Origin of the sequence: Chelativorans sp. AA-79 (assembly GCF_029457495.1) — a bacterium.
In the GTDB taxonomy this organism is placed as follows: Bacteria; Pseudomonadota; Alphaproteobacteria; order Rhizobiales; family Rhizobiaceae; genus Chelativorans.
The window spans coordinates 3,215,500-3,227,965 of record NZ_CP120361.1 but is presented as its reverse complement, the minus strand read 5'-3'; the positions used below and the strand labels follow the sequence as shown (position 1 = coordinate 3,227,965).

General features: G+C 64.4%; 15 protein-coding genes, 1 pseudogene and 1 riboswitch. Of the genes and pseudogenes, 10 read left to right on the top strand and 6 right to left on the bottom strand.

The features are described from left to right. Positions 1-6: 6 nt before the first annotated feature. The 5 genes from gcvH to PVE73_RS15765 all read right to left on the bottom strand — a co-directional run bounded on the left by gcvH (position 7) and on the right by PVE73_RS15765 (position 2,828). Positions 7-375, bottom strand: a complete 369-nt coding sequence (gcvH, locus tag PVE73_RS15785; RefSeq protein WP_277363158.1) for a glycine cleavage system protein GcvH — start codon at positions 373-375, stop codon at positions 7-9. Between the two features lie 4 nt (positions 376-379). Next, a complete protein-coding gene (gene gcvT / locus PVE73_RS15780) occupies positions 380-1,474 on the bottom strand; it encodes a glycine cleavage system aminomethyltransferase GcvT (RefSeq protein WP_277363157.1) in 1,095 nt (364 codons plus the stop codon). A gap of 146 nt (positions 1,475-1,620) precedes the next feature. Beyond that, a riboswitch (glycine riboswitch) is annotated at positions 1,621-1,707 on the bottom strand. A 111-nt stretch (positions 1,708-1,818) separates the two neighbouring features. Beyond that, the gene (locus PVE73_RS15775; protein WP_277363156.1) at positions 1,819-2,088 is read right to left on the bottom strand and encodes a type II toxin-antitoxin system RelE/ParE family toxin; all 270 of its coding nucleotides are present in this window, start codon (positions 2,086-2,088) and stop codon (positions 1,819-1,821) included. Then, positions 2,072-2,305, bottom strand: a complete 234-nt coding sequence (locus PVE73_RS15770) for a DUF6290 family protein (RefSeq protein WP_277363155.1) — start codon at positions 2,303-2,305, stop codon at positions 2,072-2,074. The genes PVE73_RS15775 and PVE73_RS15770 overlap by 17 nt, the downstream gene beginning before the upstream one ends. A 64-nt stretch (positions 2,306-2,369) precedes the next feature. Continuing rightward, the gene (locus PVE73_RS15765; protein ID WP_277363154.1) at positions 2,370-2,828 is read right to left on the bottom strand and encodes a YaiI/YqxD family protein; all 459 of its coding nucleotides are present in this window, start codon (positions 2,826-2,828) and stop codon (positions 2,370-2,372) included. 126 nt (positions 2,829-2,954) lie between these two features. Here PVE73_RS15765 and PVE73_RS15760 point away from each other — a divergent pair. From PVE73_RS15760 to PVE73_RS15750, 3 genes and pseudogenes are all read left to right on the top strand, one after another. Beyond that, positions 2,955-4,676 (top strand): annotated as a pseudogene (locus PVE73_RS15760) (acetyl/propionyl/methylcrotonyl-CoA carboxylase subunit alpha); the annotation flags it as partial. Further along, entirely contained in the window at positions 4,664-4,891 is a 228-nt protein-coding gene (locus tag PVE73_RS28260) for a hypothetical protein (protein WP_346772424.1), read from the top strand. The pseudogene PVE73_RS15760 and the gene PVE73_RS28260, both read left to right, overlap by 13 nt. Then, positions 4,821-4,967: a biotin/lipoyl-containing protein gene (locus PVE73_RS15750; RefSeq protein WP_346772423.1), complete on the top strand. Its 147-nt coding sequence runs from the start codon at positions 4,821-4,823 to the stop codon at positions 4,965-4,967. The genes PVE73_RS28260 and PVE73_RS15750 overlap by 71 nt, the downstream gene beginning before the upstream one ends. 18 nt (positions 4,968-4,985) lie before the next feature. Here the strand turns inward: PVE73_RS15750 and PVE73_RS15745 are convergent, their stop codons facing one another. Continuing rightward, positions 4,986-6,257: a winged helix-turn-helix domain-containing protein gene (locus PVE73_RS15745; protein WP_277363153.1), complete on the bottom strand. Its 1,272-nt coding sequence runs from the start codon at positions 6,255-6,257 to the stop codon at positions 4,986-4,988. A gap of 383 nt (positions 6,258-6,640) precedes the next feature. Between PVE73_RS15745 and PVE73_RS15740 the strand changes: the two genes are divergently transcribed. The 7 genes from PVE73_RS15740 (at position 6,641) to nuoF (ending at position 12,453) form a co-directional block, all read left to right on the top strand. After that, a complete protein-coding gene (locus tag PVE73_RS15740; protein WP_277363152.1) occupies positions 6,641-7,006 on the top strand; it encodes an NADH-quinone oxidoreductase subunit A in 366 nt (121 codons plus the stop codon). Next, positions 6,997-7,569, top strand: coding sequence for an NADH-quinone oxidoreductase subunit B (locus PVE73_RS15735; protein ID WP_277363151.1), 573 nt, complete (start codon positions 6,997-6,999; stop codon positions 7,567-7,569). The genes PVE73_RS15740 and PVE73_RS15735 overlap by 10 nt, the downstream gene beginning before the upstream one ends. A 9-nt stretch (positions 7,570-7,578) precedes the next feature. Next, entirely contained in the window at positions 7,579-8,184 is a 606-nt protein-coding gene (locus tag PVE73_RS15730; RefSeq protein ID WP_277363150.1) for an NADH-quinone oxidoreductase subunit C, read from the top strand. 42 nt (positions 8,185-8,226) lie between these two features. After that, on the top strand, positions 8,227-8,595 hold the full coding sequence (locus PVE73_RS15725; RefSeq protein WP_277363149.1) for a four helix bundle protein: 369 nt from the start codon (positions 8,227-8,229) through the stop codon (positions 8,593-8,595). A 66-nt stretch (positions 8,596-8,661) separates the two neighbouring features. After that, positions 8,662-9,852, top strand: a complete 1,191-nt coding sequence (locus PVE73_RS15720; protein WP_277363148.1) for an NADH-quinone oxidoreductase subunit D — start codon at positions 8,662-8,664, stop codon at positions 9,850-9,852. Then, positions 9,852-11,138, top strand: coding sequence for an NADH-quinone oxidoreductase subunit E (locus PVE73_RS15715; RefSeq protein ID WP_277363147.1), 1,287 nt, complete (start codon positions 9,852-9,854; stop codon positions 11,136-11,138). Before PVE73_RS15720 ends, PVE73_RS15715 begins: the two co-directional genes overlap by 1 nt. A 10-nt stretch (positions 11,139-11,148) precedes the next feature. Further along, positions 11,149-12,453, top strand: a complete 1,305-nt coding sequence (gene nuoF, locus PVE73_RS15710) for an NADH-quinone oxidoreductase subunit NuoF (RefSeq protein WP_277363146.1) — start codon at positions 11,149-11,151, stop codon at positions 12,451-12,453. Positions 12,454-12,466: the final 13 nt, after the last annotated feature.

Below are 12,466 nucleotides of genomic sequence, written 5' to 3'. Positions count from 1 at the left end.
AATCTCCTAACCGATCGTCGCCTTGTAACCCGCTTCGTCCATGAGCCCCTCGAGTTCACCTTCGTCGGAAAGCTTCATCTTCCAGAGCCAGCCGTCGCCCATGGGGGCGCTGTTGACGAGGGCGGGGTCGCTTGAAAGCGCCTCGTTCACTTCGGTCACCTCGCCATTCACCGGCGCGTAGACGTCGGAAGCCGCCTTCACGGATTCGACCACCACCGCCGCATCGCCCTTCTTGAGCGCCTTTCCGGTTTCCGGCAGCTCGATGAAGACGAGATCGCCCAACTGCTCCTGAGCATAGTCGGTGATGCCCACCGTGGCCGTGCCGCCCTCGACGCGGATCCACTCGTGGTCGGCCGTGAAATAGGTCTTGCTCATCTGGTCATCCTTTGCGGTAGCGATGGGGCGTGAAGGGAAGAGGGTGGACGGCAAGCGGCACGCGACTGCCGCGGACCTCCGCTTCGAGCCTGGTCCCGGGCTCGCGACAGGCGGCGGCGACATAGCCCATGGCGACGGGATGGCCGACGGAGGGGCCGAAGCCGCCGGAGGTGACGCGGCCGACCACCTCACCCCGATCGTTCATGAGCACGGCGCCGGAACGGACGGGCTGGCGGCCCTCGGGCTTCAGTCCGACGCGAAACTCCCCGGGGCCTTCGGCGAGGATGGCACGCAGGGCTTCGGCACCGACGAAACCGCCTTCCTCGCGCAGCTTCCTGGGGATTGCCCAGAGGATCGCGGCACTCGCCGGGTCGGTGGTCTCGTCGATATCCTGCCCGTGCAGGCAGAGCCCGGCTTCGAGCCTGAGACTGTCGCGCGCGGCGAGCCCGATCCACATGGCACGGTCGTCGGCGAGGATCTTTTCCGCAAAACCCTGCGCTTCGTCCGGCGGCAACGCGATTTCGAAACCGTCCTCGCCGGTATAGCCGGAGCGGGTGGCGAACCAGTTCTCGCGCGGCTCGGCAGCCGTCATGAAGGTGAGATCGGAAAGATCCAGGCCCGCGCCCACCAGGACATCCTCGGACACCGGTCCTTGCAGGGCCAGGAAGACGCGGTCCAGCGCGTCCATGCGTATATCGAAATTCTCGGCGATGGTCCGGAAATGGGCCTCGTCCTTCGCCGCGTTTCCGGCATTGGCGACGACCATGAAGCGTTCCGGGCCGAGGCGCGTGGCGATGAGGTCGTCGATGATGCCGGCCTCGTCATCGAGCAGCACCGTGTATTTCGACCTGCCGGGCTCCAGGGCCACCGCATCGAGGGGGCAGGCGCGGGACAAGAACGCCGCAGCCTCCGCCCCCTCCACCGCGAAGAGCTGCATATGGGAGATGTCGAACAGGCCGGCCTTTTCCCGCGTGTGGACGTGTTCCTTCATCACGCCGGCCGGGTAGGTGAGCGGCATGCGCCAGCCGGCAAAGGCGCCGAAGCGTGCGCCGGCCTCCTCATGCATGGCTTCAAGCGGCAGATGTTTCAGGTCGCTCATCGGTCCTCCAAAGCTGCACGCACGCCGCTTGCGCGGCGCATCCGTGCCCCTCTGTCGGAAGCCTGAGAGACTCGCGCCGCCGGAACCCTGTCGGCTGCGCTTACACCTTCGGCGCGGGGGCGGTGCCCCGACTTTCCAGAGTGTCTAACCCGTCTACGGTTCCTTTTGCCTGAGAGATTTCGGGCGATTTCCCCTTCGGCGGCAGCCTTGCTGCTCTCTCCCACAGACAGGCAGGGTTTTACCCCTCGACGGTTCGGTATCTAGCGCAGGCAGGGTGGTTTGTCACCTGCCCGCATCGGAGGCCGGAACACTTCTTTGTGCAGAACCTGCGGCTTGCGGCAATGTCAGCGGTAGATCTCTCGCCGGTGGCCTATCTGCAGAACGAGAACGACGAGCTTGTGATCCTGGATGTCGCAGATGATCCGGTAATCGCCGACGCGGTAGCGCCAGAGGTGCTCAAATCTTGAACCTTGAAGTGCCGCACCCAGCTTTCGCGGATTGTCGAGCGTGGCTATCCGCTCACGCAGAAAACCGTAAATGCGTTTGCTTTCAACCCGCCCAATTTTCTTAAGTTGCCTCAGTGCGGCGTCATCGACCTCAATCGTCCAAGTCAAGCTCGCGTTCCACTTCCGCAAGCGTGTAGGTACGGCTCTCACCTCGCTTCAGGCGCTCCAGCACCTGTTCTGCAAGATAGATATCCTCCAGATCCTCAAGGTGCTGTTCAATGGCCTGACGCATATAATAAGCTGCCGTCCGGCCTGTTCGCTCGGAAAGGACACGCAATCTTTCATATGTCTCGTCTGGCAACCGGAGTGCTGTTTGCTTGCTCATTTTTCGCCGCTTTTGGGGTACGTGTATCCCAATATAGGCTGATTGATTGCTGGATTCCACATTTTTAACGCGCGCTTTCGCGCATCGCCCGCCGAACGAGGGTGTCGAGCGCCTGGAGGAAGGCACTGCGGTCCTTTGCGGTGAAGCCGGCATTGTAGCCCTTGATCTCGCCCGCTTCGCGCAGGTCCTGCTTCAGGTTGCGCATTGCCACGTCCATCCCGATGCTTTCGCGGGTGAAGGCGCGCCCGGTCGGCCCCAGAACATGCAGTCCTTTCTCGACCAGCCGGGCCGCCAGGGGCACGTCGGCGGTAACGGCGATGTCTCCCGCGTTGGCGTTCTCCACGATCCAGTCGTCGGCGGCGTCTGCCTTTCCGGGAACCACCACATGGCGGATCATGGGATCGCGCGAGGGACGCAGGCCGCCATTCGAGACGAAGACGACCGGCAGGCCGTGACGCCCCGCCACGCGCGTGACTTCTTCTTTCACCGGGCAGGCGTCGGCATCGACATAGATCACTGGCATGAACCTCTCCGTGGGTCGGACCCGAATACATCAACGAACGTCCGCGGTGTAGCCTCCTCCCGCACGTCCTTCTTGAGCGGCGTGCGACAAACCCATAGAAGGGATCACCGGAGGGGAAACGTCCGCATGTTCAGAAAGATACTGATTGCCAACAGGGGCGAGATCGCCTGCCGCGTCATCAGGACGGCCCGCCGCATGGGCATCGCCACCGTGGCGGTTCATTCGGAAGCTGACATCGACGCAATGCATGTGGAAATGGCGGACGAGGCGATCGCCATCGGGCCCGCGCCGGCGAATCAAAGCTATCTGGTGGCCGACGGGATCATCGCCGCCTGCAAGGAAACGGGCGCGGAAGCCGTCCATCCCGGCTACGGCTTCCTGTCGGAGAATGCGGATTTCTGCGAGCAGCTGGAGGCCGAGGGGATCGTCTTCATCGGACCGAAGCCCAAGGCGATTCGCGCCATGGGCGACAAGATCACCTCCAAGAAGATCGCGGCCGAAGCGGGTGTATCCACCGTGCCCGGCTTCATGGGGCTGATCAAGAATGCCGACCACGCGGCGAAGATCGCCGCCGAGATCGGCTACCCGGTGATGGTCAAGGCTTCGGCTGGCGGCGGCGGCAAGGGCATGCGAATCGCAGGGAGTGACGAGGAAGCCCGCGAGGGCTTCGAGCGCTCGCGCTCGGAGGCCGCTTCCTCCTTCGGGGACGACCGCATCTTCATCGAGAAGTTCGTGGAGGAGCCGCGCCATATCGAGATCCAGGTGCTGGCCGACGCCCACGGCAACTGCATTTACCTCGGCGAGCGCGAATGCTCCATCCAGCGGCGCAACCAGAAGGTGGTCGAGGAGGCGCCGTCACCCTTTCTCGACGAGGAGACGCGCCGGGCCATGGGCGAGCAGGCCATGGCCCTGGCAAGGGCGGTTGACTATCAGAGCGCGGGAACGGTCGAGTTCATCGTCGACAAGGAACGCAACTTCTATTTTCTCGAGATGAACACGCGGCTGCAGGTGGAGCATCCGGTGACCGAGCTCGTCACCGGCGTGGATCTCGTCGAGCAGATGATCCGCATCGCCGCCGGAGAACGACTCGCCATCGCGCAGGCCGATGTGAAGCTCGATGGCTGGGCGATCGAGAGCCGAATCTACGCGGAGGACCCGACGCGCGGCTTCCTGCCTTCGATCGGGAGGCTCGCACGCTACCGTCCGCCGCGGGAGGGCCGTGACGGGGAGGCGGTGGTGCGCAACGACACGGGGGTGGCCGAGGGCTCCGAGATCTCCCTTTATTACGACCCGATGATCGCCAAGCTCTGCACCTGGGCGCCGGAGCGCCTCGCCGCCATCGACGCGATGTCGGACGCGCTCGACCGGTTCGTGATCGACGGCATCGCCCACAATATCCCTTTCCTTGCGGCCCTCATGCGCCACCCGCGCTGGCGTGAGGGCCGGCTGTCGACGGCCTTCATCGCCGAGGAATATCCGGAGGGCTTCTCCACGCCTGGGCCTGGCGAGGCCGAGCGCGCGGTGTTCTGCGCGGTGGCCGTCGCGGTCGAGCTTCTGCGCCGCGACCGGCTTGACCGGCTGCCGGGACGGCTGGCGCCCCACTCGGGCGATCTCCGGCGCGATTGGGTGGTGAAGCTGGGTCAGGACTATGTGCCGGTCTCCGTCGTCGAGGGGATGGCGTCCATCCCGACCGAGCTCGATCTTGCGATCGAGGGAGCGGACCCGGTCACGCTCTCCTCGTCCTGGCGTCCCGGAGAACCGATCTGGCAAGGGCGGGTCGGCCGGCAGAAGGCCGCCGTCCAGCTCCGCCCCGTGGTGAACGGCTATGAGCTTTCCTGGCGCGGTGTGGCTTCCGTGGCCAAGGTCATGACGCCGCGCATCGCCGAGCTCGACCGCCTGATGCCCGAAAGCAGGACGGCGGATACATCCAAGAAGCTTCTCTGCCCGATGCCCGGCCTCGTGGTTTCGGTCGCCGTGCAGGAGGGGCAGGACGTGAAGGCGGGCGAGGTGCTTGCGGTGGTCGAGGCCATGAAGATGGAAAACGTGCTGCGTGCGGAGCGTGACGGCACGGTGGCCGCCATAAATGTGGTGCCGGGCGACAGCCTTGCCGTCGACGCCGTCATCATGGAATTCGCCTGAGGGCGCCCTGCCGGGCACTCACTCGGCCGGCTCGTCCACTTCCGGGAGTGCCGGCGGCACCTCCCGCTCCGGTTCCCGCAATGCCGTATCTCCTGCCGCCGCGAGCGCCGGCGCAAAGTCGCCCGAGCGGGCGACCTCGACCCTTTCCAGACCCAGCCATGCGGCCATGGAATTGAGCGCCCGCCAGAGCTCCAGCGCCGTTTCCGGCGGCGCGCCGGGCTCCGCGTGGGCGGCCTGTACGCGCAGGATTCCCTTCTGCCGGTCGGCCTTGAGGTCGACGCGGGCGACGATGCTCTCGCCGAGCAGGAAGGGGTAGACGTAATAGCCGTAGACCCGCTTGTGCGCGGGCGTGTAGATTTCGATCCGATAGTGGAAATCGAAAAGGCGCTCGGTGCGCGAGCGCTCCCAGATCAGCGGGTCGAAGGGGGCGAGCAGCGCCTGCGCCTCCACCCTCCGGGGAAGCCTCGCATCGCGGTGCATGAAGGCCTTCTGGGGCCAGCCCTTCACGGCAACGGGGAGGAGCGTTCCTTCCTCCACGAGTTCCCCGATGCGTGGATAGGCGTCCTCCGGCGAGAGACGGAAATAATCCCGCAGGTCGCTTTGGGTGGCGACGCCGAGCGCCTTGGCCGAGATCTCGACCAGCCGGCGCTGCGCGTCCTCGGGTTTCGGCGTCGGCGCCCCGTGGACGACCGGCGGCAGCACGCGTTCGGGCAGGTCGTAGAGGCGCTCGAAGCTGGCTCGCCGCGAATGCGTGGTGACGAGTCCGGCCCAGAAAAGCCATTCGAGCGCGCGCTTGGCTTCGCTCCACTGCCACCAGCCGGAGGTGCCCTTGTGCCCCTCGATATCCGAGGCGGCGAGGGGGCCGTGCGCGGTGACCTCCGCATGGACCTGCTCGATGAAGTCGCGCTGCTCGCGGCCGAAGCGCGCCAGTCCGCCATAGATGCCGCGGCCCTCCCGCGCCCGCTCCATGCGCCAGCGCATGAGCGGCTGGGTCTCCACCGGCAGCAGCGAGGCTTCGTGCGCCCAGTATTCGAAGAGCGCGCGCGGCTTTCGCGCGGCGGCCCGCTCGAGGAGATCAGCCGAGTAGGGGCCCAGACGCGAAAACAGCGGCATGTAATGGGCGCGCGCGGCCACATTGACCGAGTCGATCTGGAAGAGCGCGGTACGGCCGAGCACGCGCGACAGGTGCCGCCTTTCCACCGGACCGGCAGGGGCGCGGTCGGCAAAGCCCTGGGCGGCGAGGGCGATTCGCCGCACTTCCTTTATCGTGAATTTTTCCCGTGGCTTCATGGATTGCTTTAAAACCTCACATGGGCGTGTGAAGCTAAGGGCTGAGCGCGCTTGGCGCCACCCGGTTTGCGGCATAGCGGCGCAGGCTCCTGACATATTTTTCGCCCTCCCGCCAAATGGGTGCTTCAAACACGGCCCTGGGCATCCTAAATGCGGGTGGCGGTCGGCATGTTGGGCGGGTGTGCGGCTGGCTCTTCGGCCCGGAACGGCCTTGGGCGTCGGACGCCGCAATCTTGCCAAGGTTTGACTTGCGTCGCTGGACCGGCTGCGCTAACCCTCGCCGCGTTGCAACATGGGCTATGCCGCGCCGCCTATAAATCATGAATGTGCGGCAGCGCGCGCCCGGTACGGAGCCTGTTCGTCAGGCAACGGAAAGTCGGAACATGAACGATCTCTTGAGTTCATATCTACCCATCATCATCTTCATGGGCGTGGCACTGGCGCTTTGCGTCGTGCTCATCGCCGCCCCTTTCGTCGTCGCCTTCAGGAATCCGGATCCGGAAAAGCTGTCGGCCTATGAATGCGGCTTCAACGCGTTCGACGATGCGCGCATGAAGTTCGACGTGCGATTCTATCTCGTGTCGATCCTGTTCATCATCTTCGATCTCGAGGTTGCCTTCCTGTTCCCCTGGGCCGTGTCCTTCGGCGAGATCGGCTGGTTCGGCTTCTGGTCGATGATGATCTTTCTGGGCGTGCTGACGATCGGCTTTATCTATGAATGGAAGAAGGGAGCGCTGGAATGGGATTGAACGACACCCTCGTCGCGCCCAAGCCGCGCGGCATTATCGATCCGAACACGGGCAATCCGGTCGGTGCGGACGATCCGTTTTTCGGGACGATCAATGCGGAACTGACCGACAAGGGCTTTCTCGTCACGTCGTCGGAGGCGCTGATCACCTGGGCCCGGACCGGTTCCTTGATGTTCATGACCTTTGGGCTTGCCTGCTGCGCGGTGGAGATGATCCACACCTCCATGCCGCGATATGACAGCGAGCGCTTCGGCGTGGCGCCGCGCGCCTCACCGCGTCAATCCGACATCATGATCGTGGCCGGCACGCTGACGAACAAGATGGCGCCGGCGCTGCGCAAGGTCTACGACCAGATGCCGGAGCCGCGCTACGTCATCTCCATGGGCTCGTGCGCCAATGGCGGCGGCTATTATCATTATTCCTATTCGGTGGTGCGCGGCTGCGACCGCATCGTGCCGGTCGATATCTACGTGCCGGGCTGCCCGCCGACCGCGGAGGCGCTGCTCTACGGCATTCTTCTGCTTCAGAAGAAGATACGCCGGACGGGCACCATCGAGCGCTAGGATCGGATCATGAATGAAGAAGCGCTGAAGGACCTCGCGGGCTATATCGGGGAAAAGCTCGACGGTCGGATCCAGGACTGGTTCGTCGCCTGTGGCGAACTGACCGTCGTCATCGAGCCGGGCGACATCGTCGATGTGCTGACCTTCTTGAAGAGCGACGTCCAGTGTCAGTTCTTTGCTTTTGTCGATATTTCCGGCGTGGACTATCCCGCCCGCGAAAAGCGTTTCGAGGTGGTCTATCATCTTCTTTCGCCGCGCCAGAACCACCGCATTCGCGTCAAGGTCTCGGTCGACGAGGAAACGCCGATCCCCTCGACGGTCGACGTGTTCCCGGCGGCGAACTGGTATGAGCGCGAGATTTACGATCTCTATGGCGTGCTCTTCACCGGGCATCCGGATCTGCGGCGCATCCTGACGGACTACGGCTTCGAGGGGCACCCGCTCCGGAAGGATTTCCCGCTGACCGGCTTCGTGGAGGTTCGCTATGACGACGATGCCAAGCGGGTGGTCTACGAGCCGGTGAACCTGCGCCAGGAGTTCCGCAACTTCGATTTCCTCTCACCTTGGGAAGGGACGGATTACGTCCTGCCGGGGGACGAGAAGGCGAAGCAGTGAGAAGGAGCGAATAGGGAGTAGCGAATAGCGAATAGGGGCGCCTTGCCGATTAACTCCTACCAGGATTTGAGGGTATGGCAGTTGGCGATGGATTTAGCCTTCGATTGCTACAAGGTTACACGCGCTTTTCCGCGAGACGAGCTGTACGGAATGACAAGTCAAATTCGCCGTGCAGCCAGTTCGATAGCGGCGAACATCGCGGAAGGACATGGAAGAGAAAATACCGGTTCCTTTATCCAGTTTCTGCGAATCGCGCAGGGGTCGTTGAAGGAACTCGAGACTTATGTGGTGCTGGCAACGCGGCTTGAGTTCATAGATGCGAAGCGGTCGGCAGAGTTGCTTGGTGTGACGGAAGAGATTGGGAAGATGATCAGATCGATGATCAGACGGCTGCAGGAGAAGACGGCTTGATGCGCTGGCTCCCTATTCGCTATTCGCTATTCGCTATTCGCGTTCACGCCGAAAGGAAGGTGTCGCGTGGCTGAAACCTCCATCCGCAACTTCAACATCAATTTCGGCCCGCAGCACCCGGCCGCGCACGGCGTGCTGCGCCTCGTGCTGGAACTCGACGGCGAAGTGGTCGAGCGCGTTGATCCGCACATCGGCCTGCTTCACCGCGGCACGGAAAAGCTGATCGAATACAAGACCTATCTGCAGGCGATCCCCTATTTCGATCGGCTCGACTATGCCGCGCCCATGTGTCAGGAGCATGCCTTCGCCCTGGCCGTCGAGCGGCTTCTCGGCATCACCGTCCCGATCCGCGGGCAACTGATCCGCGTGCTTTACGCGGAACTCACCCGCATCATGAACCATCTGCTCAACGTCACGACGCAGGCGATGGACGTCGGCGCGCTCACCCCGCCGCTCTGGGGGTTCGAAGAGCGTGAAAAGCTGATGGTCTTTTACGAGCGCGCCTCCGGCTCGCGCATGCATGCGGCCTATTTCCGCCCCGGCGGCGTGCACCAGGACCTGCCGGAAAAGCTGGTCGAGGACATCGGCAAGTGGATCGACCCGTTCCTGAAGGCGCTCGACGATCTGGACGAGCTTCTGACCGAGAACCGCATCTTCAAGCAGCGCAACGCCGATATCGGCGTGGTGAGCCTCGAGGACGCATGGGCGTGGGGCTTCTCCGGCGTGATGGTGCGCGGCTCGGGCGCGCCGTGGGATCTGCGCAAGAGCCAGCCCTACGAGTGCTATCACGAGATGGATTTCGACATCCCCGTCGGCAAGAACGGCGACTGCTATGATCGTTATCTCCTCCGCATGGAGGAGATGCGCCAGTCCGCGAAGATCATGCGGCAGTGCGTGGAGCGCCTCCTCGGCAAGGAGCGGGTCGGTCCGGTCTCGAATGTGGACGGAAAGGTCGTGCCGCCCAAGCGGGCGGCGATGAAGCGCTCGATGGAAGCGCTCATCCACCACTTCAAGCTCTACACGGAAGGCTATCACGTGCCGGCGGGCGAGGTGTATGCGGCGGTCGAGGCACCCAAGGGCGAGTTCGGCGTCTATCTCGTGGCCGACGGCACCAACAAGCCGTACCGCTGCAAGCTGCGTGCGCCGGGTTTCGCCCATCTCCAGGCGATGGATTTCCTCTGCCGCGGCCATCTTCTGGCCGACGTCACCGCCGTGCTCGGCTCCATCGATATCGTGTTTGGTGAGGTAGATAGATAATGGCAGTCCGCCGTCTCGCAGACGAAGCCGTCCAGCCCCAGGGCTTTGCCTTCACCAGGGAGAACGAGGCCTGGGCGCATCATGTCATCGGCAAGTACCCGCCGGGGCGCCAGCACTCGGCGGTGATCCCGCTGCTAATGCGTGCGCAGGAGCAGGAGGGCTGGGTGACGCGCGCGGCGATCGAATATGTCGCCAGGATGCTCGACATGCCCTTGATCCGCGTACTCGAGGTGGCGACATTCTATACGCAGTTCCAGCTGGCTCCGGTCGGCACCCGCGCCCATGTGCAGGTCTGCGGCACCACGCCCTGCATGCTCAGGGGCGCCGGCGACCTGATCGAGGTCTGCAAGACGAAGATCCATCCCGAGCCCTTCCACACCAGTGAGGGCGGCACGCTCTCCTGGGAGGAGGTGGAATGCCAGGGCGCCTGCGTGAACGCGCCCATGGTGATGATCTTCAAGGACACTTATGAGGACCTGACGCCCGAGCGGCTGGAGGAGATCATCGATGCTTTCGAGGCGGGCAGGGGCGACACGATCGAGCCGGGGTCGCAGATCGACCGCTTCACGTCAGAACCGGCTTCCGGTTTCACCTCGCTCACCGACGAGAGTGTGGTCCTGAAGTTCCCCGAGGGCGGCCAGAAGGTCGCCAGGCGCGCCGGAAAGACCGGTGAGGGGACCGCGGTTCCCCCCACGCGTGCCGCCAAGCCCAAGACGGACGCTGTCGAGACCGCGGAGGCGATCAGGTCGCCGTCGCCGGTCAAGGCGACCAGGAACGGCGAGCGGCGCGCCAGCGTGCGGGCACCGAAGGAGAATGCGGCTCAAGCCGACCGCGTCGCCGAGGAGGCGGAGGTGACGTCGCGCACCCGCCACCACAGTGATAAGCCGAGGGACCAGGAGCCTTCGCTTCGCGCGCCGGAGCTGAAGAAGCGGAAGGCGGCTTCCGGCATGGATGTCGGGCCGGAATCGCCCGCGCCCGCGGAGGCGCCCACGGCCGGCAGGCCCGTCAAGGCGGTCCGCCCGCAGGGCATCGAGCGCCCGGCCCAGCCGGACGACCTGAAGATGATCTCGGGCGTCGGCCCGCGCATCGAGGGTATTCTGAACGATCTCGGCATCTACACCTATGCGCAGGTCGCCTCCTGGAAGAAGGCGGAGCGCGAATGGGTGGACGGCTACCTGAAGTTCAAGGGCCGGATCGAGCGCGAGGACTGGGTCAAGCAGGCCAAGGCGCTCGCCAAGGGCGGTGTCGCCGAATATGAGCGCGTCTTCGGCAAGAAGCCGCGCTGAGGAGAGACGGATGCTTCAGGACAAGGATCGCATCTTCACCAATATCTACGGCCGCTTCGACCGCTCGCTGAAGGGCGCGATGGCGCGCGGCCAGTGGGACGGCACCAAGGCCATCCTGGACAAGGGCAGGGACTGGATCATCAACGAGATGAAGGCCTCGGGGCTGCGCGGTCGCGGCGGCGCAGGCTTTCCGACCGGCCTCAAATGGTCCTTCATGCCGAAGGAAAGCGACGGCCGGCCGCACTATCTCGTCGTCAACGCCGACGAATCGGAGCCCGGCACCTGCAAGGACCGCGACATCCTGCGCCACGATCCGCACACTCTGGTGGAAGGCTGCCTGATCGCTGGCTTCGCCATGGGCGCGCATGCGGCCTACATCTATGTGCGCGGCGAGTTCATCCGCGAGCGCGAGGCGCTGCAGCGCGCGGTGGACGAGGCCTATGAAGCGGGGCTCATCGGCAAGGACAACAAGAACGGCTGGGATTTCGACGTCATCGTCCATCACGGCGCGGGCGCTTATATCTGCGGCGAGGAGACGGCGCTGCTCGAAAGCCTCGAGGGCAAGAAGGGCCAGCCGCGGCTGAAGCCGCCTTTCCCGGCCAATATGGGCCTCTACGGCTGCCCGACCACGGTGAACAACGTGGAATCCATAGCGGTCGCGCCGACCATTCTGCGCCGCGGCGCCGCCTGGTTTTCCTCCTTCGGGCGCGAGAACAACAAGGGCACCAAGCTCTTCTGCATCTCCGGCCACGTGGAAAACCCGTGCACGGTGGAAGAGGAGATGTCGATCCCCTTCCGCGAACTGATCGACCACCATTGCGGCGGCATCCGCGGCGGCTGGGACAATCTGCTTGCCGTCATTCCCGGCGGCTCCTCGGTGCCGCTGGTGCCGGCGGAACAGATCATCGATGCGCCGATGGATTTCGATTCGCTGCGCGACCTGAAGTCCGGTCTCGGCACGGCGGCGGTGATCGTCATGGACAAGTCCACGGACATCGTGAAGGCGATCGCTCGGCTCTCCTACTTCTACAAACACGAGAGCTGCGGCCAGTGCACGCCGTGCCGCGAGGGCACGGGCTGGATGTGGCGCGTGATGGAGCGGCTGGTGCGCGGCGAGGCGCACAAGCATGAGATCGACATGCTGCTCGACGTGACGAAGCAGGTGGAAGGCCACACGATCTGCGCGCTCGGCGACGCGGCCGCATGGCCGATCCAGGGCCTGATCCGGCACTTCCGGCCGGAAATCGAGCGGCGCATCGACGAGTTCACCCGCAACGCTCATCGCGCGGAGCCCGCGCTGGTGGCGGCGGAGTAGGGCGATGAAGGCG

Bases quoted from the DNA above. Each gene is read 5' to 3' on its own strand.
- gcvH (WP_277363158.1), bottom strand. From the start codon at position 375: ATGAGCAAGACCTATTTCACGGCCGACCACGAGTGGATCCGCGTCGAG.
- gcvT (WP_277363157.1), bottom strand. From the start codon at position 1,474: ATGAGCGACCTGAAACATCTGCCGCTTGAAGCCATGCATGAGGAGGCC.
- PVE73_RS15770 (WP_277363155.1), bottom strand. From the start codon at position 2,305: ATGAGCAAGCAAACAGCACTCCGGTTGCCAGACGAGACATATGAAAGA.
- PVE73_RS15765 (WP_277363154.1), bottom strand. From the start codon at position 2,828: ATGCCAGTGATCTATGTCGATGCCGACGCCTGCCCGGTGAAAGAAGAA.
- PVE73_RS15745 (WP_277363153.1), bottom strand. From the start codon at position 6,257: ATGAAGCCACGGGAAAAATTCACGATAAAGGAAGTGCGGCGAATCGCC.
- PVE73_RS15740 (WP_277363152.1), top strand. From the start codon at position 6,641: ATGAACGATCTCTTGAGTTCATATCTACCCATCATCATCTTCATGGGC.
- PVE73_RS15735 (WP_277363151.1), top strand. From the start codon at position 6,997: ATGGGATTGAACGACACCCTCGTCGCGCCCAAGCCGCGCGGCATTATC.
- PVE73_RS15730 (WP_277363150.1), top strand. From the start codon at position 7,579: ATGAATGAAGAAGCGCTGAAGGACCTCGCGGGCTATATCGGGGAAAAG.
- PVE73_RS15715 (WP_277363147.1), top strand. From the start codon at position 9,852: ATGGCAGTCCGCCGTCTCGCAGACGAAGCCGTCCAGCCCCAGGGCTTT.
- nuoF (WP_277363146.1), top strand. From the start codon at position 11,149: ATGCTTCAGGACAAGGATCGCATCTTCACCAATATCTACGGCCGCTTC.